This is a genomic window from Brevibacterium sp. GP-SGM9, assembly GCF_047300845.1.
Classification (GTDB): domain Bacteria; phylum Actinomycetota; class Actinomycetes; order Actinomycetales; family Brevibacteriaceae; genus Brevibacterium.
Map to the genome: position 1 here is coordinate 606,628 of NZ_CP178563.1, position 24,275 is coordinate 630,902.

20 protein-coding genes and 2 tRNA genes are annotated in these 24,275 nt (G+C 65.3%); 8 read left to right on the forward strand and 14 right to left on the reverse strand.

Annotation, left to right across the window (positions count from 1 at the left end; genetic code table 11):
* Positions 1-15: 15 nt before the first annotated feature.
* Complete coding sequence (locus ACH82I_RS02720; RefSeq protein WP_413335326.1) at positions 16-1,263, reverse strand: acyltransferase family protein; 1,248 nt, start codon at positions 1,261-1,263, stop codon at positions 16-18.
* Between the two features lie 173 nt (positions 1,264-1,436).
* On the opposite strand from ACH82I_RS02720, the gene valS reads away from it, so the two are divergent.
* The gene (gene valS / locus ACH82I_RS02725; RefSeq protein WP_413335328.1) at positions 1,437-4,082 is read left to right on the forward strand and encodes a valine--tRNA ligase; all 2,646 of its coding nucleotides are present in this window, start codon (positions 1,437-1,439) and stop codon (positions 4,080-4,082) included.
* Between the two features lie 195 nt (positions 4,083-4,277).
* Complete coding sequence (locus ACH82I_RS02730) at positions 4,278-4,970, forward strand: AIM24 family protein (RefSeq protein ID WP_413335330.1); 693 nt, start codon at positions 4,278-4,280, stop codon at positions 4,968-4,970.
* 75 nt (positions 4,971-5,045) lie between these two features.
* Here the strand turns inward: ACH82I_RS02730 and ACH82I_RS02735 are convergent, their stop codons facing one another.
* The 7 genes from ACH82I_RS02735 to ACH82I_RS02765 all read right to left on the reverse strand — a co-directional run bounded on the left by ACH82I_RS02735 (position 5,046) and on the right by ACH82I_RS02765 (position 12,537).
* Positions 5,046-6,338: an MFS transporter gene (locus tag ACH82I_RS02735; RefSeq protein ID WP_413335332.1), complete on the reverse strand. Its 1,293-nt coding sequence runs from the start codon at positions 6,336-6,338 to the stop codon at positions 5,046-5,048.
* Positions 6,339-6,351: 13 nt separating this feature from the next.
* Complete coding sequence (gene clpX / locus ACH82I_RS02740; protein ID WP_413335334.1) at positions 6,352-7,638, reverse strand: ATP-dependent Clp protease ATP-binding subunit ClpX; 1,287 nt, start codon at positions 7,636-7,638, stop codon at positions 6,352-6,354.
* Between the two features lie 198 nt (positions 7,639-7,836).
* Entirely contained in the window at positions 7,837-8,481 is a 645-nt protein-coding gene (locus tag ACH82I_RS02745; RefSeq protein WP_413335336.1) for an ATP-dependent Clp protease proteolytic subunit, read from the reverse strand.
* Between the two features lie 26 nt (positions 8,482-8,507).
* The gene (locus tag ACH82I_RS02750; protein WP_230744376.1) at positions 8,508-9,104 is read right to left on the reverse strand and encodes an ATP-dependent Clp protease proteolytic subunit; all 597 of its coding nucleotides are present in this window, start codon (positions 9,102-9,104) and stop codon (positions 8,508-8,510) included.
* 324 nt (positions 9,105-9,428) lie between these two features.
* Positions 9,429-10,778, reverse strand: coding sequence for a trigger factor (gene tig / locus ACH82I_RS02755; RefSeq protein ID WP_413335338.1), 1,350 nt, complete (start codon positions 10,776-10,778; stop codon positions 9,429-9,431).
* A 163-nt stretch (positions 10,779-10,941) separates the two neighbouring features.
* Positions 10,942-12,336: a hypothetical protein gene (locus ACH82I_RS02760; RefSeq protein WP_413335340.1), complete on the reverse strand. Its 1,395-nt coding sequence runs from the start codon at positions 12,334-12,336 to the stop codon at positions 10,942-10,944.
* Positions 12,337-12,463: 127 nt separating this feature from the next.
* A tRNA-Gly gene (locus tag ACH82I_RS02765) sits at positions 12,464-12,537 on the reverse strand.
* 192 nt (positions 12,538-12,729) lie between these two features.
* Between ACH82I_RS02765 and ACH82I_RS02770 the strand changes: the two genes are divergently transcribed.
* Positions 12,730-12,806 (forward strand) — tRNA-Pro (locus tag ACH82I_RS02770).
* 379 nt (positions 12,807-13,185) lie between these two features.
* Here ACH82I_RS02770 and ACH82I_RS02775 read toward each other — a convergent pair.
* From ACH82I_RS02775 to ACH82I_RS02785, 3 genes are all read right to left on the reverse strand, one after another.
* Positions 13,186-14,298, reverse strand: a complete 1,113-nt coding sequence (locus ACH82I_RS02775) for an alcohol dehydrogenase catalytic domain-containing protein (RefSeq protein WP_413335342.1) — start codon at positions 14,296-14,298, stop codon at positions 13,186-13,188.
* Between the two features lie 49 nt (positions 14,299-14,347).
* A complete protein-coding gene (locus tag ACH82I_RS02780; RefSeq protein ID WP_413335344.1) occupies positions 14,348-14,821 on the reverse strand; it encodes a ribose-5-phosphate isomerase in 474 nt (157 codons plus the stop codon).
* 84 nt (positions 14,822-14,905) lie between these two features.
* The gene (locus ACH82I_RS02785; protein ID WP_413335346.1) at positions 14,906-15,511 is read right to left on the reverse strand and encodes a DsbA family protein; all 606 of its coding nucleotides are present in this window, start codon (positions 15,509-15,511) and stop codon (positions 14,906-14,908) included.
* 189 nt (positions 15,512-15,700) lie between these two features.
* On the opposite strand from ACH82I_RS02785, the gene pepN reads away from it, so the two are divergent.
* The 3 genes from pepN to ACH82I_RS02800 are packed head-to-tail and all read left to right on the forward strand — an operon-like array spanning position 15,701 to position 19,957.
* Complete coding sequence (gene pepN / locus ACH82I_RS02790; protein WP_230743846.1) at positions 15,701-18,370, forward strand: aminopeptidase N; 2,670 nt, start codon at positions 15,701-15,703, stop codon at positions 18,368-18,370.
* A 12-nt stretch (positions 18,371-18,382) separates the two neighbouring features.
* Positions 18,383-19,552, forward strand: coding sequence for a mechanosensitive ion channel family protein (locus ACH82I_RS02795; RefSeq protein WP_230743845.1), 1,170 nt, complete (start codon positions 18,383-18,385; stop codon positions 19,550-19,552).
* 3 nt (positions 19,553-19,555) lie between these two features.
* On the forward strand, positions 19,556-19,957 hold the full coding sequence (locus tag ACH82I_RS02800; RefSeq protein WP_230743844.1) for a globin: 402 nt from the start codon (positions 19,556-19,558) through the stop codon (positions 19,955-19,957).
* A gap of 62 nt (positions 19,958-20,019) precedes the next feature.
* Here ACH82I_RS02800 and ACH82I_RS02805 read toward each other — a convergent pair whose 3' ends face one another.
* Both ACH82I_RS02805 and ACH82I_RS02810 read right to left on the reverse strand, forming a co-directional pair.
* A complete protein-coding gene (locus ACH82I_RS02805) occupies positions 20,020-20,676 on the reverse strand; it encodes a hypothetical protein (protein ID WP_413335348.1) in 657 nt (218 codons plus the stop codon).
* A complete protein-coding gene (locus ACH82I_RS02810; RefSeq protein WP_413335350.1) occupies positions 20,673-21,143 on the reverse strand; it encodes an acyl-CoA thioesterase in 471 nt (156 codons plus the stop codon). The genes ACH82I_RS02805 and ACH82I_RS02810 overlap by 4 nt, the downstream gene beginning before the upstream one ends.
* 183 nt (positions 21,144-21,326) lie before the next feature.
* On the opposite strand from ACH82I_RS02810, the gene ACH82I_RS02815 reads away from it, so the two are divergent.
* Both ACH82I_RS02815 and ACH82I_RS02820 read left to right on the forward strand, forming a co-directional pair.
* Entirely contained in the window at positions 21,327-22,235 is a 909-nt protein-coding gene (locus tag ACH82I_RS02815; protein ID WP_413335351.1) for an acyl-CoA thioesterase, read from the forward strand.
* Complete coding sequence (locus ACH82I_RS02820) at positions 22,232-22,462, forward strand: hypothetical protein (protein ID WP_230743840.1); 231 nt, start codon at positions 22,232-22,234, stop codon at positions 22,460-22,462. Before ACH82I_RS02815 ends, ACH82I_RS02820 begins: the two co-directional genes overlap by 4 nt.
* A gap of 104 nt (positions 22,463-22,566) precedes the next feature.
* Here ACH82I_RS02820 and ettA read toward each other — a convergent pair whose 3' ends face one another.
* Positions 22,567-24,249 carry an energy-dependent translational throttle protein EttA gene (gene ettA / locus ACH82I_RS02825; RefSeq protein ID WP_230743839.1) on the reverse strand — a complete coding sequence of 561 codons (1,683 nt, stop codon included), beginning with the start codon at positions 24,247-24,249 and terminating at the stop codon, positions 22,567-22,569.
* Positions 24,250-24,275 lie beyond the last annotated feature (26 nt).

The following is a 24,275-nucleotide window of genomic DNA, read 5'->3' on the forward strand; positions in this document are numbered from 1 at the left end:
CCAGTCTACGGATCCTCAGGCGTCCTGTGGATCCGGGTCGGGTGTCGTTCCCGAGGGGCTCTCGGTCGCACCAACAGACTTTCCGGAGGGACCTTGTGTCGGACCAGCCGACTTCTCGGAGGGATCCTGTGTCGGACCAGCCGCCGACCCTGAGGGACTCGGCGTTGCTCGAGCCGACTTCCCGGAAGGTCGGGAGTGCGGGTTGCGTGGGCCGCCCTCGCCGAAGACCGCTCGCACTCCGGGAATCTTCACGGCCACCCAGGTCACCACGGCGCAGACGACGGTGTAGGCGATCGGCATGACGAAGGCGTGGAGGAGCACTCCGGGAACCGTCGTCGGCAATCCCATCTCGTTGCGGACCGGATAGAGCACGAGTGGGTGGAGCAGAAACACGCCGAAGGAGTAGGGGTAGAACCAGTGGAGGAAGCCGAAACCGGTGCGCATGTGGTGATGCAGCAGCAGGTAGGCCGACAGAGAGGCGACGACCACGCCCGGAGACAGGTACTCATAGGGGAACATCCAGGGCTTCTCCCCCGGACCGAACCCGGCCCACAGTGTGGTCACGCCGACCGAAGCGAGGAAGGTCGCCCACGAGAGGATCACCGCGCGCCTGTTCAGCACGATGTCGCGGAGCACCCAACCGAGGATGTAGAAGCCGGCCATGGGAAGGAAGCGGGTGGCGATGTTGGCTTCCCCGACGTCGAAGATCATCGACACCCACTGGTCGAGCATGCCGATCCCGAGGAAGATCAGGCCGGTGCCCCACTGCAGGCGGCGGGAGCCGTGGACGCTGAGCAGTCGGAAGAACGGAGTCAGCAGCGTCAGACCCGCAAGCACGTAGAGGAAGTAGAGCTGGACGAACGGGGATCCGGTGAGGATGGCGATGCCGGGGTTCCAGTTGTCATCTCCGGGCTGGAGATAATACCGGCGGAAGAGCAGATAGACCGCGGTCCAGAACACCAGCGGGATCCCGATTCGCCACACCCGTTTGCTGAGGAACTTCCGGGGTTTGCTGCCCCGCGCCGGGTCGAGGGCCAGCGCCCCGGAGATCATGATGAACACCGGCACCGACCAGCGGCAGGCGGAGTCCACGGCATTGGCGACCCACCAGTCAGCGCCCATGGCGGCGAAGTTCTGTTCGACGATTGTGCCCAAGGAGTGGATGGCGACCACGGCCACGATCGCGATCGCCCGTGCCGGGTTCATCCATGCCGTCGAGGTCGGCGGCGGATTCTCTGTCGGAATTCTGTCCAAGGTCGCCATGAGCCAATAATCTCATTACTGCCACTCAACTCGTCTCAAGACGTCTTCAGGTTGTGAGACGGGCCACCACCCGACCGGCTTCCCGACCTCGCCGAGGCAGCTTCATCGAACGGTGTCCGTCCCGGAGACGACCGGTTTGGCCAGAGACGGTCCGGGTGAGAAAATCAGCAGTTATGAACACACCTGCCTTTTCGGACTCGACACACGAGTCAGTGAACCTACCGGACAAACCGGCCCTCGAGGGTCTGCGGGACAAGTGGGACGCCGCATGGAGCGAGTCCGGGGTCTACGACTTCGACGTCGACACCGACCGTGGGCAGGTCTACTCCATCGACACTCCCCCGCCGACGGCCTCGGGATCCCTGCACGTCGGTCACGTGTTCTCCTACACGCAGACGGACATCCTCGCCCGCTACCAGCGCATGCAGGGCAAAAACGTGTTCTACCCCCTCGGCTGGGACGACAACGGTCTGCCCACCGAGCGACGTGTGCAGAACTACTACGGCGTCAGCTGCGACCCCAGCCAGCCCTACGACCCGAGCTTCGAACCGCCGGCCAAGCCGGCGAAGAATTCGCGGGACTTCGTCAAGATCTCCCGCCAGAACTTCATCGAACTCTGTGAGAAGCTCTCGGCCGAGGACGAGCAGATCTTCGAGGATCTCTTCCGCTCCACCGGCCTGTCCGTGGACTGGAAGTACACCTACCGCACGATCGACGACACTTCCCGATCGGTCAGCCAGCGCGCCTTCCTCACGGACCTGTCCAACGGCCACGCCTACTCGCAGGACGCACCGACGATGTGGGACGTGACCTTCGGAACGGCTGTGGCTCAGGCGGAGCTGGAGGACCGCGAGAAGGACGGCGCCTACCACAAGGTGAAGTTCTTCCCGGAGGGAGCGGACGGACTGGCCGACACCTCGGCGGACCCGATCGTCATCCTCACCTCCCGGCCCGAGCTGATCCCGGCCGTCGTCGCACTCGTCGCCCACCCGGAGGACGAGCGCTACAATCCGTTCTTCGGCACGAACGTCGTCTCCCCGCTCTTCGGGGTCAGCGTCGAAGTCCGTGCCCATGAGCTCGCGAAGTCCGACAAGGGCACCGGCATCGCCATGGTCTGCACCTTCGGCGACCTCACCGACGTCACCTGGTGGCGAGAACTCGATCTGCCGACCCGCGCGGTGATCAACCGGGGCGGACGCCTGAATCTTGACGTTCCCGAGTGGATCGCGGCATCCCCGAAGCCGGACGCGGTCGCCAACTACGAGAAGCTGGCCGGGAAGACGACGTTCTCTGCCCGCAGGGACATCGCCGAGATGCTCGTCGAATCCGGTGACCTGATCGGTGAGATCGAAGCGATCACCCACCCGGTGCCCTTCTACGAGAAGGGCGACAAGCCGCTCGAGGTCGTCACCAGCCGCCAGTGGTACATCCGCAACGGAGGACGCTCCGCGCAGCTGCGTGATGAGCTCATCGCCCGCGGCCGTGAGATCGAGTGGCACCCGAGCTTCATGCGTTCCCGCTATGAGAACTGGGTCGAGAATCTCAACGGTGACTGGCTGGTGTCCCGACAGCGCTACTTCGGTGTGCCGATTCCGCTCTGGTACCGCCTCGACGCCGAGGGACAGCCGGACTACGAGAACCCGATCGTCCCCGAGTCCCTGCCGGTCGACCCCGTCGCCGAGGTGCCTGCCGGGTTCACCGCCGAGCAGCGCGACGTCCCCGGCGGCTTCAGCGCCGACCCCGATGTGCTCGACACCTGGGCGACCTCATCGCTGACCCCGCAGCTGCTCAGCGGCTGGAGCCGGGACGAGGATCTCTTCTCCAAGGTCTTCCCCTTCGATCTGCGCCCGCAGGGCCACGACATCATCCGGACCTGGCTGTTCTCCTCTGTCGTGCGTGCGAACTCCCTCAACGACGTCGCCCCGTGGAAGCACGCCGGACTCTCCGGGTGGATCCTCGATCCCGACCGGAAGAAGATGTCGAAGTCGAAGGGCAACGTCGTCGTGCCCTCGGACATCCTCGCCGAGCCGAAGCCCGGGTACGGTCCCGATGCCGTCCGCTATTGGGCGGCCAGCGCCAGGCTCGGTGCCGACACGGCCTACGATGTGACCCAGATGCAGATCGGCCGTCGCCTCGCGATGAAGCTGCTCAACGCCTCCAAGTTCGCCCTGGCACAGGGTGTGCATGCCGGACTCATCGGTCAGCTCGGCGCCGTCAACCATGAGCTCGATCGGGCGCTGCTGGCCAAGCTCGCCGAGGTGGTCGAGTCCGCGTCCGCGCATATGGCCGACTACGACTACGCCCATGCGCTGCGGGTCAGCGAGAGCTTCTTCTGGGAATTCACCGACGACTACGTGGAGCTGGTCAAGGACCGGTCCTATGGAGCCGCCGGCGAGTCGGAGCAGCTCTCGGCTCACGTCACTCTGGCCACGGCCCTGGACGTCCTGCTGCGCCTGTTCGCTCCCATCATGCCCTTCGTCACCGAAGAGGTCTGGTCCTGGTGGCGGACCGGCTCCGTGCATCGGTCGCCCTGGCCGGGAGATGAGCAGCTGGCAGACCCGGCATCCGCGGTCGATCCGACACTGCTGGCCTCCGTGGCCGCGGTGCTGACCGAGATCCGTCGCACCAAGACGGAGGCGAAGGTCTCCCAGAAGACTCAGGTGCGCAGTCTCACGATTGCGGCCCCGGCCGCGGTCGTGGCCGCAATCGGGGCCGCTCACGGTGACCTGGTCGCCGCCGGACGAATCGAGAATCTCGTCGCCGAGGAGTCCGGGGAGGAGATCGCGATCACCGCGGTCGACTTCGTGCCTCAGGACTGAGGCCCCCGGGCGGTGACCGCCCGACCACAGCACACAGCACCCGCCGGGTGTGCGAGCATACGAGCTCGCACACCCGGCGCTGCTGTTCCAAGATGAACACACCAAATCAGGGCCGTCCCGCCCATCGAGCGCTTACGATTGTCTCGACAGCCGAAGAAGTACAGGACTTCTTCTCGCATGAAAGGCTTTTGAACCATGAGAAGCGAACTCTTTTCGAAGCGCAACGCCGAAGTCCAGAATCAGGAACGCTGGACACTGCAGTCGGACAAGATGCTGCGCACGGTCATCACCCCCAACGCTCCGATGATCGCCACGAAGGGCGCAATGGTCGCCTACCAGGGTGACGTGAAATTCGCCCACCAGGGTTCGAAGTCGATGGGCCAGTTCATGAAGAAGGCGGCCACCGGTGAAGGCGGCAACGTCATGCGCGTCGAAGGCCACGGTGAGGTGTTCTTCGCCCGGGAGGCCTCGAACATCTTCATGATGGCCCTGGAGGGACCGCAGGACGCGCTGACTGTCAATACCGCGAACCTGCTCGCCTTCGACGATGCCCTGAACTGGGAGATCAGACGCATCAAGGGCGGTGTCGGGGCGATGGTCAGCGGTTCGGGCCTGTTCAACCTCGAACTCGCCGGCCAGGGAACCGCCGCGATCTGCTGCAAGGGTGCGCCGATGGTCCTCGACTGCTCACAGCAGCCGACCTTCGTCGACCCGCAGGCGGCGGTCTGCTGGTCATCGGCACTGGCGCCGCAGATCAAGACCGATGTCAGCGTCGGCACCTTCTTCGGTCGCGGATCCGGCGAGTCGGTGCAGCTGGCATTCCACGGCCCGGGCTTCGTCGTGGTCCAACCCGCCGAGAACGCCGTATACTCGGCCACCCAGGGCTGAGCGAACCACAAGCTCTCCGAAATGACGCCCGAGCGCCCAGTCACCTGCACACGCTGAGGTGACCGGGCGCTCCCGTCAGTTGTCGAGGGCGACTGTCTGCTCGGGTCCCTCGCCGCGTTCGACTCGGTACTTCCGGAATGCGGGGAACATCACCGCACAGACGAGCACGAGGACGATCACGGCGATGCCGCCTCCCGCCGAGGCAAGCGTGGTGCCGGTGAGTTCGGCGACGGAGCCGTGGAGGATGTCAGCCAGCCGCGGGCCTCCGGCGACGACGACGATGAAGACCCCCTGCATCCGACCCCGCATATCGTCGGTGGCCGCCTCCTGCAGCATCGTCGATCGGAATGCGGAGGAGATGATGTCCGCTCCCCCGCCCAGCGCCAAACCGAACAGCGCGATGATGAGGGCGGCGAGCCAGAATCCCCTCGCGAATTCGAGGGAGATGCCGAACAGCGTCATCGCCGCGCCCCACACGATGATGGCGACGATGACAGCCAGCCCCTGACGCTGGACCTTCGAGACCCAGCCGGAGAAGATGCCCGCCAGGGCGCTGCCTCCGGCCAGTGCCGCGAAGAGCAGGGAGAAGACGAGGCCGCCTGCGGGCGGACCGTCGAAGGTCTCGACGGCGATCTGCGGAAACAGGGCACGGGGCATTCCGAAGACCATAGCGATGACGTCGACGAGCAGCGAGACCATGACCACGGTGTTCGTTCCCAGGTAGCGGAAGCCGTCGATGACTCCCTTGATCCCGGAACGGGTGTGTGACTGTTTCTGCGGAATCAGCGGGGGCAGCCGGAGCACCGCGTAGAGCGTGGCCGCCAGGAACACGGCGTCGATGACATAGAGCAGCTGGTATCCGAACACCGGAATGAGGGCTCCGCCGATGACAGGGCCGATGACAGCGCCGAGGGTGGCCACGGTCATGTTCAGCGAGTTCGCCGCCGGCAGAAGGGCCAAGGGAACGATGGTGGGCAGAAGAGCGCCCCTGGCCGGCTGGTTGAGACCGAAGAAGGCCTGCTGCATGGCGAAGACGCTCAGCAGCAACCACACGTTCTCGACGCCGAGAACGGCGATGAGCGCGAGGAGCGCACTCGTCACGATGAGTCCGAGAGTGGAGATGATGAGGAGAGTGCGTCGGTTGATGACATCGGCCAGCGACCCGCCCCAGAGTCCGAAGACGATGAGCGGCACGAGACCGAACGCCCCGGCCAAGCCGACGTAACCGGAGGACCCGGTGATGTGGAAGATCTGCGCCGGGATCGCCACAACCGTCATCTGCGCGCCGATGACGGTGACGATGTTGGCCAGCCACAGCCGCCGGAAGTCGGCGTAGCGGAGCGGACGGGTGTCGGCGAAGAGCCTCATCTATGGTGAGGGCTCAAGCTGATTTCTTGTTCGTCCGGGACTGGGTGCGGGGAACGAGGGTCGGGGCGACATTGCTGTCGACGACGTCCTTGGTCACGACCACCTCGGCGATGTCCTCACGCGACGGCACATCGAACATCACCGGCTGGAGCACTTCTTCCATGATCGAGCGCAGACCGCGCGCACCGGTGCCGCGCAGCAGCGCGAGATCGGAGATGGCCTCGAGCGCCTCGGTCTCGAAGGTCAGTGAGACGTTGTCGAACTCGAACATCCGCTGGTACTGCTTGACCAGCGCATTCTTCGGTTCGGTGAGGATCGACATGAGGGCGGCCCGGTCGAGGGTCGAGACCGTGGCGAGTACGGGCAGACGCCCGATGAACTCGGGGATCAGACCGAACTTGAGCAGATCCTCAGGCAGGATGTCCGCGTAGAGATCCTCTTCGTCGTTCTTCGACTGCAGCAGGGCACCGAACCCGATGCCGTGCTTGCCCTTGCGTCCGGCGACGATCTCCTCCATCCCGGCGAAGGCGCCGGCGACGATGAACAGCACATTCGTGGTGTCGATCTGCAGGAAGTCCTGGTGGGGATGCTTGCGACCACCCTGCGGAGGAACCGAGGCCTGCGTGCCCTCGAGGATCTTCAGCAGCGCCTGCTGAACGCCTTCACCGGAGACGTCGCGCGTGATCGAGGGGTTCTCGGACTTGCGGGCGATCTTGTCGATCTCGTCGATGTAGATGATGCCGTGTTCGGCGCGCTGGATATCGAAGTCGGCGGCCTGGATGAGTTTGAGGAGGATGTTCTCGACATCTTCGCCGACATAGCCGGCCTCCGTCAGCGCGGTGGCGTCGGCGACGGCGAAGGGAACGTTGAGCCGCTTCGCCAGCGACTGGGCCAGATAGGTCTTGCCGGATCCTGTCGGTCCGACGAGAAGGATGTTCGACTTCGCGATCTCGACCTCGGAGTCTTCGGCGCCCAGCGTCTTCGTGTCCTCGTTGCTCTGCAGTGAGCGGATGCGCTTGTAGTGGTTGTACACGGCGACCGAGAGCGCCTTCTTCGCGGGCTCCTGCCCAACGACGTATTCCTGGAGGAAGTCGAAGATCTCACGCGGCTTCGGCAGTTCGAGTTCGGCGTGATCCGGGCTCGTCTCGCTGAGCTCCTCTTCGATGATCTCGTTGCACAGACCGATGCATTCATCGCAGATGTACACCCCGGGTCCGGCGATGAGTTTCCGAACCTGCTTCTGTGATTTGCCACAGAAGTTGCATTTGAGCAGGTCTGCTCCGTCCGCACTGCGAGCCACTGTCACAACCTTTCGCCAGGGCGCTTGGCCCCAACTCTACCGCTCGTGTTTCCTGTACCTCAATAGCTTCCCATACGTCGCTGACACGAGCCTCCAGCGACGTCATTCGGTGTGTCGTCTCCCCGACAGCGTTTCGGGTCCGGACGGCTGGGCACCGTCCGGACCCGAAACGCTGGTGCGGAGATCATCGAGGGATGATCAGTTGGCTTCCTTGCGCGAGGACAGGACCTGGTCGACGAGACCGTAGTCCTTGGCCTGCTCGGCGGTGAGGAAGAGATCGCGCTCGATGTCGTTCGAGACCTGTTCGGGGGTCTTGTTCGAGTGCTTCGACAAGGTGCCCTCGAGCCACTCGCGCATGCGCAGCACCTCGGCGGCCTGGATCTCGATGTCCGAGGCCTGACCCTGTCCCTGCCCCTCCATGGCGGGCTGGTGGATGAGCACGCGGGCGTTCGGCAGAGCCAGACGCTTGCCGGGGCTGCCGGCAGACAGCAGCACGGCCGCGGCCGAGGCAGCCTGTCCGAGGCAGACGGTCTGGATCTCCGGCTTGATGTACTGCATCGTGTCGTAGATCGCGGTCATCGCGGTGAAGGAACCACCGGGCGAGTTGATGTAGAGCGTGATATCGCGGTCCGGGTCCTGCGATTCCAGGACGAGCAGCTGGGCCATGACGTCGTCGGCGGAGGTGTCGTCGACCTGCGCACCGAGGAAGATCACACGATCATCGAAGAGCTTCGTGTAGGGATCCTGACGCTTGAAGCCGTACGGGGTCCGCTCTTCGAACTGCGGCATGACGTATCGGGACTGCGGCATGTTTCCGGAGGTGGAGCCTGGCATAAAGTTCATTGAATTCATTCTTCCTTCACTCCCGCTCAGTTGTTCTCGACGTCCGAGGCACGGGTGATCATCTTGTCGATGAAGCCGTACTCGAGGGCCTGCTCAGCGGTGAACCAGTGGTCGCGGTCGTTGTCCTTGAGGATCTGCTCGAGCGACTTTCCGGTCTGCTGAGCGGTCAGCTCGGCCATCTGCTTCTTCATGTTGAGGATCAGCTCGGCCTGGATCTTGATGTCGGTGGCGGTGCCGCCGATTCCGCCGAGAGGCTGGTGCATGAGGATGCGGGCGTGCGGGGTCGCATAGCGCTTGCCGGGGGCACCGGAGGAGAGCAGGAACTGCCCCATCGATGCCGCCATGCCCATGGCCACGGTGGACACGTCGGGCTTGATGTACTGCATGGTGTCGTAGATCGCCATGCCGGCGGTGACCGAGCCGCCCGGAGAGTTGATGTAGAGCGAGATGTCCGAATCGGGATCCTCGGCGGCCAGCAGCATCATCTGGGCGCAGATGGCGTTGGCGTTGTCGTCGCGCACTTCTGAGCCGAGCCAGATGATGCGTTCTTTGAGCAGACGATTGAAGATATGGTCGTCCAGACCCATTCCCCCACCGGCGTCAAGGCCGACGGGAGAGGTCATGTCGTGTGCGCTCACGTTTCACTCCTGTTGTCTGTTGATGGCTTGATATGGACTCTAACTGCTCGCCCCACGGTTTTAGTCCGGCGCGGCCCCCATGTTCGCCATCAGCGTGATCGGAGGGCGAATCCGTCCAGCTGACAGGACCTCGCACGGGAATTCCACGGCACACCAAGACATGTGCGACCCGGGCACGCGCGGACACGGTGGCCAGGTTCGCACCGGGCAGGTCGTTCCCGGGCAGGTTCCCGCAGACAGAAAACGACGGTGGGCACGGAGATCTCCGTGCCCACCGTCAGATTCGGGGTCCGCCGAGGCGGTCGTCCCTCAGTTCTCTCCGTCGCCTTCCGGCGCGGTCGCCTCGGCGGCGACTGCCTCGGCGTCATCGGCCTCGTCCTCGGCGGGCGAGGTGAAGGCCTCCATGTCGACGACGTTGCCCGCGGTGTCCTTGACCGTGGCACCGGCAAGAGCTGCTGCCAGAGCCTTACGGCGCGAGACCTCACCGACCAGGGCGTTGACCTGACCGGAGCTGTCGAGCATCTGGGCGAACTCGTTCGGGTTCATTCCGTACTGCTGCGAGGCGGAGATCAGGTACTCGATGAGTTCGGGCTGGCTGACCTCGACCTGCTCGGCCTCGGCGATGGCATCGAGGATGAACTGCGTGCGCAGGTTGCGCTCGGTCTCTTCGGTGACCTCGGTGCGGTGCTCTTCGTCGTCGAGGCGGTTCTCCGACTCGAGGTGACGTTCGACCTCTTCGCTGACGACCTTGGCCGGCACGGGAACCTCGAGGGTCTCGATGAGGTGCTCGAGCACCTTGTCGCGGGCCTGGACGCCCTGGTCGGTCTCCTTCTGCTTCGCGGCCTGCTCGCGCAGGTCATCGCGGAGTTCGGCGATGGTGTCGAACTCGCTGGCCAGCTGAGCAAAGTCGTCGTCGGCCTCGGGCAGTTCGCGTTCCTTGACCGCCGAGAGCGTGATCGAGACGTTGCCGGTCTCACCTGCGTGCTCGCCGCCTGCGAAGGTGGTCTCGAAGGTCGTGGTCTCCTCTGCGGAGAGTCCGTCCAGAGCCTCGTCCATGCCTTCGAGCATGGTTCCGGCGCCGACCTGGTAGGAGATGTCAGAGGCGGTGTCGATCTCTTCGCCGTCGATGGTCGCAACCAGGTCGAGGGTGACGAAGTCGTCGGTCGCCGCGGGGCGGTCGACGGAGGTCAGGGTTCCGAAGCGGGTGCGCAGCTGCTCGAGTTCGGCATCGACGTCGGCATCGGTGACCTCGATGGGATCGACCTCGACGGAGATCGAATCGAAGGCGGGCAGTTCGATCTCGGGGCGCACGTCGACCTCGACGGTGAAGGTGAGGTCGCCGTCTTCGGTTCCGTCGAGTCCGGGAACCTCGGAGATCTCGACCTCGGGCTGCCCCATGGGCTTGAGATCGTTGGCTTCGACGGCATCGCGGTAGAAGCCGTCGAGGCCGTTGTTGATGGCTTCCTGGATCACTGCAGGACGGCCGATGCGCTGGTCGATGATGCGCGTGGGCACCTTCCCCTTGCGGAAGCCGGGAACGGTGACCTGAGCACCGATCGTCTTATATGCCTCGTCGACGCTCGGTTTGAGTTCGGCGTATGGGACTTCCACGCTGATCTTGACCCGCGTGGGGTCGAGTTGCTCGACGGAGCTATTCACAGTGGGACCTTTCAAGTTCGACAGTCATGCAAATTCGGTCATTCGGCGACCTGGACGGTCAGCTCGTGACCGAAGGGGAGCGAAAGTCCGCGACATGTTCGCGTACGTCCGCAAGACGCAGTCACCCATATTACGCGAAACACCGGGCAAAACACGAAACCGCTCAGGTGCCGCCGTAGAGCTCGTCGAGGCAGATGACGACGTTCGATGCCGTCCAGGACAACGGAGCGACCGAGACCGGGACGCCGTCCTCACTCACCTTCTCCGGCAGGGAGCCCGGGCCAGTGCGATGCTCGCTCAGCCAATCGAGCATCTCCTCGGCGGTCTCGACGGCGCCGAGGCGGGCGTAGCCCAGTGCCATGAGTGAGGTCGACGGCGTCCAGCTCGAACGATCGAGGATCCAGCCGTGGCCGGGTCGGATGCCGCCCGCAGGCTGCTCGAGGAGCCGCCTGGCCCGATCGAGATCGGCGATGCCCAGAGCGAGGTCGGCTCTCGCACCTCGGCCGTGGGCCCGGCGACCCGCGACGAGGCCGGCTGCCGGGAGATAGGAGAGAGCTGAATCGAGTCCGCCCGAACTGGGATAGCGCTGCAGTCCGTTCGCGGTGAAGGTCCGCGCAAAGGTCTCACGGAAGCCGTCGGCCGCCTCCTCGAGGCCGGCGACTCCCCCGGCGCTGCCCGCGAAGATCTGCGGAGAGGACTCCGCCAGCTCGAGCAGCGATTGGAGGCCGATGAGGGTTGGCCCGGCGATCCCGAGTGTCACCCTCGATTCAGCGACTTCCCAGTAGTCCGGAGACACCGGGGGAAGTCGGGTGCCGTGGGAGGTGTGCGAGATCAGACGGGAGCTCGACCGGCGGAGCATGGGCGCCATGTCCTCGAGGTTCACGGGACGGCCGTTCCGTGCTGCCGAATCCGCCACTTCGGCGACGGCCCAGAGCAGGAGTCCTATCGCGTCGGACTGCGTTGCTCGATCATCTGGGACCCCTCCGGTCTCCGGCAGGTAGCGCGCGGCAAAGGATCCGTCGGCGTCCTGCAGCGACTGCAGGTGGAGAAGATGACTCCAAGCCAGGTCGATCCCGCCGACCCGCGCCAGCGCGATCGCGGAGAATGCGGTGTCGCGAGGCCAGATGCACCGCCACGGCCCCGTCCAGCTGGCCACGGTGCCGGGGAGGGAATCCGAGAGAACCCAGAGATCGAGCAGCGCCGAGGTGGCCAGCTCACGTCGATGCATCGGCAGCGACTCCACCCACGGCCGACAGCGATCGAGGAATTCCTGCTGCCTCCGGTCCGGACCGGTGTCTGAGAGTTCCGGCATGACTCGAGACCCGGCCGGGAGGCGTGCGGCCGCTTCGGCGTCGATGCCCGTTCGCTCCGTCGCCGAGGTATACGCCACGGTGACCGACCTCGTCGGGTCATCGCGACCGACGGCTCGGAGCAGATCGGTGCCCCCGGAAGCGGCGAATCCTGCGCCGAGCAGACCCGCGCCCGACAGCGCACCGGCGATCACCCTGCGGCGGGAGAGCGCTCGGCGGGGCGGCCGTGGTCGAGGTTCGGGAGGCATCGGGATCTTTGCGTCAGGCGGATCGGGGTTGAGCGGAATCCTACCCCAGAGACACTGTCCCGCCTCCAGATCCGGCGGAACATCGCGGGAAAGAAAAATGTCGCCGCTGTGACCAGCGGCGACATCGTGGAGGGGATGACGGGAATCGAACCCGCACCATCAGTTTGGAAGACTGAGGCTCTACCATTGAGCTACATCCCCGTGTTGCTTGATCGACTATAGTCGACGATCTCGCCGTCGGCCAAATCGGCACTTCGTGAGCTGTGCCACAACCCCCTGATGCGCCGCGAGCTGCAGTCGAACCGACATATGTGTGAGCTGCATCCCATCGACGCCGGGACGCGTCCACAAGGTGCGCCCGAGCCGCGGCCTATGGTTAGATAGTCCTGGTCGCGGGATGTGGCGCAGCTTGGTAGCGCATCTGTTTTGGGAACAGAGGGTCGCAGGTTCAAATCCTGTCATCCCGACCAACGAGGGGGTGCCACCCGCTCACGGGAATGTCTCACGTCATCGTTCACTCGACGGCGTGGGACATTCTTCGTTTCTGGCTGCGTGAGGTCGTACTTCATCACGTCCATGGTCATGTCGTGAGCAATGCCCGCACGGGTCACAACGACCGGTTCCGGACCGTCACGTCCGCTCGGTCAACAGTTCCGTTGAAAACATTGTCGAGGGAGACGTTGTTTTCAACGGAACTGTTGACCGACACCGGCGAAGTCCACCGACATCGGCAAAATCAGCGAAGTCCGTCGAAATCCCCCGCGGCTCACTCAGCCAACCTTCCGAAACAGCTCTCAGGGAACCTCCCGGAACAGTCCTCCGGTCGGCCCGGCCGCCGCCGCGCGGGACTCAGCGGGAGAAGTCGATGATCTGACGCACCACGCGCCCTTCGGAGAGCGCGTCGAAGGCGGAATTGAGGTCCTCGAGTCCGATGGTGTCAGAGATCAGCTCTTCGACGGGCAGCTTTCCCTCACGCCACAGATCCGCGTAGACGGGAATGTCCCGGCTCGGCACTGCCGAGCCCAAGTAGGAGCCGACCACGGTCCGCGCCTCAGCGGTCAGCGTCACCGGGGTGATCTGCGAGATCGCGTCCGGAGCCGGAAGTCCGACCGTGACAGTCGTCCCGCCGACCGCAGTCGCCGAGAACGCAGTCTCGAAGGCGCGCGCGTGACCGACGCATTCGATCACGATCGGCGCTTTCCGGTCACCGAGCTGCTCGGGGGTATAGACCTCGACGGCGCCGAGTTCCTTGGCCCGAACGAGCTTCTCGGGATTCGCATCGACGCCGATCACACCGGCGGTCTCGATCGAGAGGGCAGTGATCAGTGCGGCGGTGCCGACACCACCGAGACCGACGATCATCACCTCGTCCTCTGGTCCCGGAGCACCGGCGTTGAGCACCGCTCCCCCGCCGGTGAGCACGGCGCAGCCGAGCACGGCGGCGATCGGTGCCGGAACGTCATCGGCCACCGGCACCACAGACGCCCGGTTGACCACGGCATGGGTGGCGAACACGGACGCGCCGAGGTGGTGGAGCACCTCGGCGCCGGTGTCATCGTGGAGCCGCACCCGGTGACCGTCGAAGGGCAGAGTCCCGGCACCATTTGTGGCACTGCCCGGAGTGCACGGCAGCTTGCCGTCGGTGCGGCAGTTCGCGCACTCCCCGCACCGAGGCAGGAACACCGTGACCACCTGCTGACCGATCTCGAGATCGTCGACGCCCTCGCCGAGCTGCTCGACGGTGCCCGCTCCTTCGTGCCCGAGCAGCATCGGCAGCGGGCGGGGGCGGTTGCCGTCGACGACGGAGAGATCGGAATGGCAGACCCCGGCGGCACTCATCCGGATGAGCACCTCGCCGGGACCCGGCGCATCGAGTTCGAGCTCCTCGACGGCCATCGGCTGCGAGTCCGCGAAGGGACGCGGCCGTTCCATCTCCCGCAGCACGGCGCCCCGTATCCTCACGAGCGCACTCCCCCGTGCGCAGTCTCCCTGCCGCGGTGGTCACGCGAGGTCACAGCGCGTCCTGGCCCTTGACCTCGTAGTCGGCCATGATGGCGATGCGCCGCTGATGGCGATCGTCTCCGGAGAAGGGCTCGGCCAGGAAGGCATCGACGATGTCGACGGCCTCGGACTCGGAGTGCTGCCGAGCACCGACGGCCACCACCTGGGCGTTGTTGTGCTCGCGTGCGAGCTTGGCGATGTCCGGGTTCCAGGCCAGGGCCGTCCTGATGCCCCTGACCTTGTTCGCCGCCATCTGCTCGCCGTTGCCGGATCCGCCGATGACGACGCCGAGCGCCTCGACGCCTGCCGCCTGGTCATCGATAACGCCCTGAGCGGCCGCGATGCAGAACGCCGGGTAGTCGTCGAGGGCGTCGTATTCGAGGGCGCCGTGGTCGACGACCTCGTGCCCGGCTTCCCCGAGGTGAGCCTTGAGGACCTCTTTGAATGCGAAGCCGGCGTGGTCGGTTCCGAGATGAACCTTCATGTGTGGGTGCCTTTCAGCGATCCGTGAGACGGATCTGTCGTGGAGCGGTGGGTCGGCCGCGATGCGGCCGGTGGGCCGGAGCGGTCAGTCGAAGACCGGTCCCTGGTCGCGCGTGCGCTTGAGCTCGAAGAAGCCCGGCGTCGAGGCGACCGCGAGGACACCATCGAACAGGCGTCCTGCGTCCTCGCCCTTCGGTGCCGGGGTGACGACCGGACCGAAGAAGGCGGTCCCGGCAACCCGGCAGATCGGGGTTCCGACATCGTCGCCGACGAGTGCCAGACCTTCGTCGTGGGAGGCCTGCAGAGCCGCATCGTAGTCCTCGGTCTCGCCGTACTTCTGCAGCTCGGCGGGCAGCCCCACCTCGGCGAGGGCCTCGGAGACGGCCTTCTCGAAGTCCTGCTCCCCACCCGGGTGGATGCGGGTGCCGATCGCCGTGTACAGCGGTTCGGCGACTTCCTCGCCGTGCTCGGCGATGGCGGCCGTGACCACACGCATCGGGGCCAACGCCCGGTTCATCAGCGCACGGTAGTCCTCGGGGATGTCCCGGTCACGGTTGAGGAAATTGAGGCTCATGGGGTGGAACTTCACATCAATGTCGCGCACCTTGGCGACCTCGAGCCCCCACCGGGAGGTCATCCAGGCCCAGGGGCAGGCCGTGTCGAACCACAGGTCAAGTGTTTCCTTGCTCAATCTGACTCCTCTGTTGACGGGGTGCGGGTGATGGCGAACCGCCCGCGCTGTCCGAGGCCAATCTACCAAGGCATGTCCGTGCGGGAAACGTGCCCGTTCGACGATGAGACGAAGGACCCGACAAGTTCCCTGCACGTTCATGAAACAATGGCCGAGTACACCCGGTTCCGAAGCGGAGGTCACCCCACAGTGCCCCAATACAACCTCACCCGCGACGAAGCACGCCGACGGTCGTCCCTGGTCGATGTGCAGAGCTACGAGAACACGCTGATCCTCACGGGAGAGGGTGAGAGTTTCCGGGTCCGCTCGCGAATCCGCTTCACCGCTGTGCCCGAGTCGACGACGTTCATCGATGCCATCACCGCGAGCGTCGAGCGCATCCGACTCAACGGACTCGACATCGAACCCGCCGAGGTGGTCGCCCCCTCCCGCATCACCCTGCCCGGCCTCGCCGCAGAGAATGAGCTCATCATCGATGCGCACTTCTCGTACATGAATACCGGTGAGGGACTTCACCGCTTCGTCGACCCCATCGATGATGAGATCTACCTCTACTCCCAGTTCGAGGTCCCCGACGCCCGCAGGGTCTTCCCGGTCTTCGAACAGCCCGATCTCAAGGCCCCGTTCTCCTTCACCGTCGTCGCTCCGGCCTCGTGGACCGTGGTGTCGAACTCCCCGACTCCGAATCCGAGCGACCCCGAGGAGGTCTTCGTCGACCTCGGCGAGCCTCCGATCCCGGGCACGGCCGTCTGGCAGTTCGCCCCGACCACGCCGATCTCGTCCTACATCACCGCGATCATCGCCGGTCCTTATCAGGGCGTGCACTCGGAGCTGACCTCGTCCGACGGTTCGCCGGTGCCGCTGGGCCTCTACTGCCGGGCCTCCCTGTTCGAGCACCTCGACGCCGAGAACCTGTTCGCCATCACCCGCGCCGGCTTCGAGTTCTACGAACGCGAGTTCGGTGTGGCCTACCCGTTCGAGAAGTACGATCAGCTCTTCGTCCCCGAGTTCAACGCCGGGGCGATGGAGAACGCCGGGGCGGTGACGATCCTCGAGAACTACGTCTTCCGCTCCCGCCCCACCGAGGCTCTGGTCGAACGCCGGACCGTCACGGTCCTCCACGAGCTCGCTCACATGTGGTTCGGCGACCTCGTGACCATGCGGTGGTGGAACGACCTGTGGCTCAACGAGTCCTTCGCCGAGTTCATGTCCACCCTCGCCACCGCCGAGGCGACGAAGTACACCGAGGCATGGACGACGTTCGCCACGGTCGAGAAGTCCTGGGCCTACCGGCAGGATCAGCTGCCGAGCACCCATCCGATCGTCGCCTCCATCGAGGACCTCGCCGATGTCGAGGTCAATTTCGACGGAATCACCTACGCCAAGGGCGCCTCTGTTCTCAAACAGCTCGTCGCCTGGGTCGGCCGCGTGGAGTTCTTCGCCGGACTCAAGCAGTACTTCGACAAACACGCGTGGTCGAACACCGAACTGAGCGATCTGCTCGACGAACTCGAAGCCACGAGCGGTCGGGACCTGGCCAGCTGGTCGAAGCTGTGGCTCGAGGAGTCCGGGGTGAACCTCATCGAGGCCGAACTCACAACTGAGGAGCCGAACGAGAGCACCGGCACAACCGCCAAGGTGGTCGCCGAGCTGCGCGTCACGCAGAAGCCCTGGGTCCTCGACGGTCAGCCCGCGCCCTCCCTGCGTCCGCACCGACTGGCCATCGGGTTCTATTCCGATGACGGGTCCGGTCGGCTCGTGCGCAAGCACACCTTCCCGCTCGACATCGATTCCGATGCCACGGTCGTCGCCGACGCCCGCGGACTGCCGAAACCCGATGTCGTCATCGTCAACGATGCCGACCTCAGCTACGCGAAGGTCCGCTTCGATCCTGAGAGCATGGACACGGCAGCCAGACGGCTGAGCGACTTCGACGATTCGCTCACCCAGCTGCTCGTCCTCAGCACCCTCTGGGATGCCGTCCGCGACGGTGAACGTCCGGTGCAGGACTACATCGACACGGTGCTCGCCCATATCGGCGGGATCACCCACTCCTCCGGGCTGCTCACCCAGCTGCGCCAGCTCGAGACGGCCGTCGGCTCCTATCTGCCGCCCGAGGCCCGCACCCGCACCCACACCGACGTGGCCGCACGGTTCGCCGAACTGCTCACGACCGTGCCTGAGGGCACGGACCAGGCCTTCCAGCTCGTCCGCGGGTTCATCAAGCACGCCACCGATGCCGAGCAGTTGGCCACGCTGCGATCCTGGTCGGAGGAGTCCACGACGACGGTCCACGGCATCACCGTCGACACCGACCTCCGATGGGAGATCCTCATCGCCCTGGCCGGACACGACGCCGTCGACGACTCTGCCATTGCCGCAATGGCCGAGCGCGACCCCAGCGCCACCGGCCTCCGCCAGGCGGCAACCGCACGGTCCGCACGCCCCACCTCGGCGGCCAAATCGCTCGCCTTCACCCGAATGATGGACGATGCCGAACTTCCCAACTCCGAACTCGCGGCCCTGGCCACGGGCTTCGCCACGGGCTTGGAGACCGAGACCGGTGGACCCATCGAGGCTCAGGCACCGCTGCGCCCCTTCGCCCAGGAGTACTTCCAGCGCGTCTCCGGCTGGTGGGAGACCCGGACCCTGGAGATGGCGCAGACGATGACTCTGCGGCTGTTCCCGCCGGTGAGTTCGGCCACGGTCGCCTCGGCGCAGGATTGGTTGGCCGAGCATCCGGCGGCGCCGAAGGGCCTGCTGCGCCTGATGCGGGAGAATCTCGCCGATGCGCAGCGAGCGCTCGAAGTTCAGCGAGTGTCCAGCACTTCCAAGCGATCATTGAAATTGGGACGTTAGTCTTCAGACATCATGACTTTGGAAGCACTGAACTCTGACCTCATATCAGCACCCGAGATCGACTGGGACTTCCTCCTCGATGCTCCCCTGAAGATCCTGGTCATCATCGTCGCCGCCGTGGCGCTGAATATGATCGTCCGGCTCTTCATCCGCCGCTTCTCGGCGGCCGTGGCCAAGGGCACCGTCGGCAGCACGAGCCAGGCGGCGAACAAGTTCTCCGGCACTGCCGTCCAGGCCCAGCGGGCGGGCACGGAGCCCGAGGTCATCCGCGAGCGTCGTGCCCAACGCGCGAAGACCGTGGGTCGGATGCTGTCCTCGGTGACGACGATCGTCATCAGCGCCATCGCCGCGCTGATGATCCTCGACAACCTCAACTTCAACATCGCACCGATTCTCGCTTCGGCCGGCATCGTCGGTGTGGCCGTCGCCTTCGGTGCCCAGGAACTCGTGCGCGACTATCTGTCGGGCTTCTTCATGGTCATCGAGGATCAGTACGGCATCGGTGACACCGTCGATCTGGGCGAAGCCGTCGGTGAGGTCGAGGACGTCGGTCTGCGCAAGACTCAGGTGCGTGACCTCACCGGCACACTGTGGCATGTGCGCAACGGCGAGATCCTCCGGGTCGGAAACCTGTCCCAGGGCTGGGCCCGCGCAGTGCTCGAGATTCCCGTCGACTACACCACCTCGATGGATGACTATCGGGACATCACCGCGAAGGTCACGGCCGCGCTCACCCGGGATCCGGACGTCGCCCCTGCGATGCTCGAACCTCCGGAGATCGCCGGCATCCAGTCCCTGTCTGCCGAATACCGGGTGATTCGGACCATGATCAAGACCCGCCCGAATCTGCAGTGGAAGGTCGAACGTGCCTTCCGTGCCGAGCTGATGGACGAATTCGATCGGCGCGGCATCCACTTCCCGGTGCTCCAGGAGACCGTGCTCAAGACCATGCCGCAGGCCGAGTCCGCGCCCGGGCAGACCACGACAGGTCAGCGCCGATCCGCCGATGAGCCGCGGAGCACCGACGCTGCGCCCACGGCCGCGGCACGCACCACCGCAGCCACGCGGATTCCCGCGCAGAAGCACCGTGCCGAGGACTCCCCCTCACCACTGCCCAGCGATGACGAGATCCGGACCAGTGCAGACGAATCCGGACTCGACTCCGCGGACAAGGACGACTGAGAAGTGAAGCAGACGTCGAATGAGACCATCTTCGAAGCCGTCGGCGGACATCCGACCTTCACGCGGCTCGTCGATGTCTTCTATGAGCACGTGGACCGGGACGAGGTGCTCATCGCCATGTACCCCGAGGGACACAGCCTCGAGGGTGCGAAGCACCGGCTGCAGATGTTCCTCGAACAGTACTTCGGCGGCCCCGGCACATATCAGGCCGAGCGCGGCCACCCCCGCCTGCGGATGCGGCACTTCCCGTTCCCTGTCGACTTCGACGCACGCGACCGGTGGCTGCGCTGCATGCGCGCCGCTCTCGACGATGTCGGGCTGCCTCCGCTCTACGACGAGGTCTTCTGGGACTATTTCCAGAGAGCCGCCACGGCAATGGTCAACACGAACCCCAACGTCCGCTGAGGCGGGCCGACTGGGACGTCGGCGCCCTACCCCCACCCGCACGTGAGACGAATGACGCCGTGTCAGACGCGGGTGCGGGTGAGCAGGTGGCCGCCGGGGCTGACCAGCCGCAGCCATCCGGTCGACTCCATCACCTCGAGGTCGGTGGAGTCCCCCGGCAGAAATCTCAGCCCCTCGGCGGCGAAGGCCATGCTGGCCGGAAGCTTCGTGCCGCCGGCGGCCTCCATCGGCCGCGACCACACTCGTGCGCGCAGGGACCTGACCGCCTGCGACCCCGCCCCTTCGGGACTGCCCGCGCTGATCTCCTCGACCCCAGCCTCGGCGGCGGAGCGGAGCTGATGCACCGGAATCGAGTCCACGGACAGCCAGCGGCTCTTCGGCGGAGCGATCCCGCTCCACGACACGAGCACCGGATTCGGTGGAACCGGCAGGGTGGTGCCGTTCTCCTCCCGGGCGAACCGATCCATGAGGTTCGACAGCGGCACCACCTCGTCGAATCCGTCCATCTCCGGTCCGCGCAGACGCAGCATCCGCATCGCCAGCACCAGCGGGGTCGAATCTCCGATGCCGTGCGGGTACAGCGGTGCCACGGTGACGACGAGAACGGTCGAGGACACGTGCAGGCGCATCGCTCCGTCGGCGTCGAGCCGGTGGGCCATCGAGGTGAATGCGGCCAGGTCCTTCATCGCCAGCGGGTCGGCGACCTCCAGCGCCGTCATCGCCGCTTGCTCCGCAGCGGGACACCCGGACGCAGGACCGATTCGAGGGCGAGCGTCTCCCCCTCGCTCAGGCGGCGCGGCCTGGAGCTGCTGACGTCGATGAAGACGACCACCGTCTCTGCCAGGGAGTAGGCGACCGAGCCGTCGGGCTCGCAGATGACGTAGCCGACCGTGATCGAGGCGGGCTTGACCTCGCTGATGACGAGGTCGACGGCGATGGGACCGGAACGATAGGGAATCGGCTTCCGGTACTCGATCTGGTGCGAGGCCACCAGCAGTTCGGTGGTCGCAGACGCGGCGGCGAAGACCTGCGGAATCTCGATGCCGGTCACGGACTCGGCGACGCCGAACTCACCGGGGGTCGTCGGAGCATCGGAGCTGTGGGTCGGAGATCCGAGCGCCCTGACACGGGCCTCTTCGAGGAGGCGCAGCTGGGTGACGTTGTTGACGTGCCCATAGGCATCCATGTCACCCCATCTCAGTTCCAACAGTACCCGCGTATATTCGCCCAGATGGGGATCGGTGGTGCCTAGGTGCATGGTCCCCATCATGCCATCTTCGGCCCGTTGGTGTCGCTCGCGATAGGATCGTGGACGACGCGAGAACGACCGTGCCGGCGCAATGTCCGTGCAGGAGCTTGGGAGAACCGAATGACCGATGCCGAATACACCGCAGCCGAGGCGAATGTGGCCGAGCTGCGCAAGCTCCTCGACCTCGAACCTCTCAATTTCACCTCTGCCTCGCGGGAGAGCGACTTCTTCGTCGGCGGCAGTCAGTACAAGCCCGACGGACGAGTCTACGGTGGTCAGGTCCTCGCGCAGTGTGTCGTCGCGGCCGCGGCGACGATGCCGGAGGGGCGGCTGATCCATTCTCTGCACGGCTATTTCCTGCGCGCCGGTGACGTTTCCGAGCCGATCGAATTCGGTGTCGAACGTCTGCGTGACGGCAGGTCCTTCTCGGCCCGACGGGTCCACGCCTATCAGAAGAACGCCCCGATCCTCTCCCTGATCGCCTCCTTCCAGGATGAGCAGGAGGGCCTCGAGCACTCCGAGGCGATGCCCACCGGGCTGCCGGATCCCCTCGACTGCCCGGAGCTGCAGGACATCCTCGCCGGCGACGATTCGCCGCAGGCGACCGAGTGGCTGGCCAAACGCCCCTTCGAGGTCCGCCCCGTCGAAGCTTCGCTGCATCGTGCCGGCGTCAAGGACACCGAACGCAGCGAACAGCACGCCTGGTTCCGCACCGGTTCGGCCTTCGGCGACGATCCCGTGCTCAATGCCGCAGCACTCGCCTACGCCAGTGACTTCAATCTCCTCGAACCCGTGCTGCGACGTCAGGGTCTGACGTGGAAGACTCCCGGGCTGCGCGTGGCCAGCCTCGATCACGCCATGTGGTGGCATCGCCGCGTCAGGGTCGACGAATGGATGCTCTACGTCCAGGAGTCGCCTGCCGCGCAGGGCGGTCGCGGGCTGGGCTACGGACGCATCTTCTCTCAGGACGGCTCACTGCTCGCCACCGTCGCCCAAGAGGGCATGGTGCGAGTCAAGGAGACCCGATGAGTGAGAACACTTCCATGATGGAGGTCCTCGGGACGATCCTCAGTCGTCTGGTCAATGTCGCGCTCTTCGTCGTCATCACCATCCTCGCGCTCGTGTGGATGCGGGAGAACACGGAGATGGAGATCGGACCCATCGCGCTGATCGCGATCGTCGTCGGTGTCGCCGGCACCTACCTCGTCCGGCTGCTGTTCAAGGGCATTCTGCTGCTGGGGCAGCTCTTCTCCTAAATTCGCCCGCGCAATGCACTGGTGCCCCGGTCACGAATGACCGGGGCACCAGTGTGTGGCCTCAGAGACGAGCACTGCGACTGGGTCGCAGCGACGCTCGGGACTCAGTCGCGGGTGAGGCGACGGTGGGTCACGCGGTGCGGACGGGCGGCGTCCTCACCGAGACGTTCGACCTTGTTCTTCTCATAGGCTTCGAAGTTGCCTTCGAACCAGTACCAGTCGGCTTCGTTCTCCGCTGTGCCCTCCCAGGCCAGGATGTGCGTGGCCACGCGGTCGAGGAACCAGCGATCGTGCGAGACGACGACAGCGCAGCCCGGGAACTCGAGCAGCGCGTTCTCGAGCGAACCGAGGGTTTCGACGTCGAGGTCGTTGGTCGGCTCATCGAGCAGCAGCAGGTTTCCGCCCTGCTTGAGCGTCAGGGCGAGGTTGAGCCGGTTGCGCTCACCGCCGGAGAGCACTCCCGCCTTCTTCTGCTGATCGGGTCCCTTGAATCCGAAGGCCGAGACGTAGGCGCGCGAGGGCATCTCGACGGCACCGACCTGGATGAAGTCGAGGCCGTCGGAGACGACCTCCCACAGAGACTTGTCGGGGTCGATTCCCCCGCGGGACTGGTCGACGTAGGAGATCTTGACCGTGTCGCCGATCTTGAGGTCACCGCCGTCGAGCTCTTCGAGTCCGACGATGGTCTTGAACAGGGTGGACTTGCCGACGCCGTTGGGTCCGATGACGCCGACGATGCCGTTGCGCGGAAGCGAGAAGCTCAGGCCGTCGATGAGCAGTCGCCCGTCGAAGCCCTTCTCGAGGTTGTCGGCTTCGATGACGATGTCGCCCAGGCGCGGTCCGGCCGGAATCTGAATCTCCTCGAAGTCGAGCTTCCTCGTCTTCTCGGCCTCGGCGGCCATCTCCTCGTAGCGGGCCAGGCGGGCCTTCGACTTCGTCTGCTTGGCCTTCGGGTTCGACCGCACCCATTCGAGTTCGTCTTTGAGACGTTTGGCGAGCTTGGCGTCCTTTTTGCCCTGGACCTGGAGTCGTTCGCGCTTCTTCTCGAGGTAGGTCGAGTAGTTGCCCTCATAGGGGTAGAGGTGTCCGCGGTCGATCTCGGCGATCCATTCGGCGACATGGTCGAGGAAGTACCGATCGTGGGTGATGGCGATGACGGCGCCGGGGTAGGACTTCAGGTGCTGCTCGAGCCAGAGCACGGACTCCGCGTCGAGGTGGTTGGTCGGCTCGTCGAGGAGCAGCAGGTCAGGCTTCTCGAGGAGCAGCTTGCACAGTGCCACGCGGCGGCGCTCACCACCGGAGAGGACCGAGACTTCGGCATCCGGCGGCGGGCAGCGCAGAGCGTCCATCGCCTGTTCGAGCTGGGAGTCGAGGTCCCAGGCGTCCGCGGCATCGATCGCTTCCTGGAGCTTGCCCATCTCCTCCATGAGTGCGTCGAAATCGGCGTCGGGGTCGGACATCTCTTCGGAGATCGCGTTGAAGCGGTCGAGCTTCGCCTTGATCTCTCCGACGCCTTCCTCGACGTTGCCGAGCACGGTCTTGTCCTCATTGAGCGGGGGTTCCTGCAGGAGGATGCCCACGGAGTATCCGGGGCTGAGTCGGGCCTCGCCGTTCGAGGGCTGCTCGAGGCCGGCCATGATCTTGAGAATGGTTGACTTGCCGGCGCCGTTGGGGCCGACCATGCCGATCTTGGCCCCGGGGTAGAAGGACATCGACACGTCGTCGAGAATGACTTTGTCACCGTGCGCCTTGCGCGCCTTGTGCATCGTATAAATGAATTCGGCCATAGTGTCTTCAGGCTATCGCTACCGCG

Excerpts from the sequence above, each read along its gene's own strand:
- ACH82I_RS02720 (WP_413335326.1), bottom strand. The coding sequence starts at position 1,263 with ATGGCGACCTTGGACAGAATTCCGACAGAGAATCCGCCGCCGACCTCG.
- valS (WP_413335328.1), top strand. The coding sequence starts at position 1,437 with ATGAACACACCTGCCTTTTCGGACTCGACACACGAGTCAGTGAACCTA.
- ACH82I_RS02730 (WP_413335330.1), top strand. The coding sequence starts at position 4,278 with ATGAGAAGCGAACTCTTTTCGAAGCGCAACGCCGAAGTCCAGAATCAG.
- ACH82I_RS02735 (WP_413335332.1), bottom strand. The coding sequence starts at position 6,338 with ATGAGGCTCTTCGCCGACACCCGTCCGCTCCGCTACGCCGACTTCCGG.
- ACH82I_RS02745 (WP_413335336.1), bottom strand. The coding sequence starts at position 8,481 with ATGAACTTTATGCCAGGCTCCACCTCCGGAAACATGCCGCAGTCCCGA.
- ACH82I_RS02750 (WP_230744376.1), bottom strand. The coding sequence starts at position 9,104 with ATGACCTCTCCCGTCGGCCTTGACGCCGGTGGGGGAATGGGTCTGGAC.
- ACH82I_RS02760 (WP_413335340.1), bottom strand. The coding sequence starts at position 12,336 with ATGCCTCCCGAACCTCGACCACGGCCGCCCCGCCGAGCGCTCTCCCGC.
- ACH82I_RS02780 (WP_413335344.1), bottom strand. The coding sequence starts at position 14,821 with ATGAAGGTTCATCTCGGAACCGACCACGCCGGCTTCGCATTCAAAGAG.
- ACH82I_RS02795 (WP_230743845.1), top strand. The coding sequence starts at position 18,383 with ATGACTTTGGAAGCACTGAACTCTGACCTCATATCAGCACCCGAGATC.
- ACH82I_RS02805 (WP_413335348.1), bottom strand. The coding sequence starts at position 20,676 with ATGACGGCGCTGGAGGTCGCCGACCCGCTGGCGATGAAGGACCTGGCC.
- ACH82I_RS02810 (WP_413335350.1), bottom strand. The coding sequence starts at position 21,143 with ATGGATGCCTATGGGCACGTCAACAACGTCACCCAGCTGCGCCTCCTC.
- ACH82I_RS02815 (WP_413335351.1), top strand. The coding sequence starts at position 21,327 with ATGACCGATGCCGAATACACCGCAGCCGAGGCGAATGTGGCCGAGCTG.
- ACH82I_RS02820 (WP_230743840.1), top strand. The coding sequence starts at position 22,232 with ATGAGTGAGAACACTTCCATGATGGAGGTCCTCGGGACGATCCTCAGT.
- ettA (WP_230743839.1), bottom strand. The coding sequence starts at position 24,249 with ATGGCCGAATTCATTTATACGATGCACAAGGCGCGCAAGGCGCACGGT.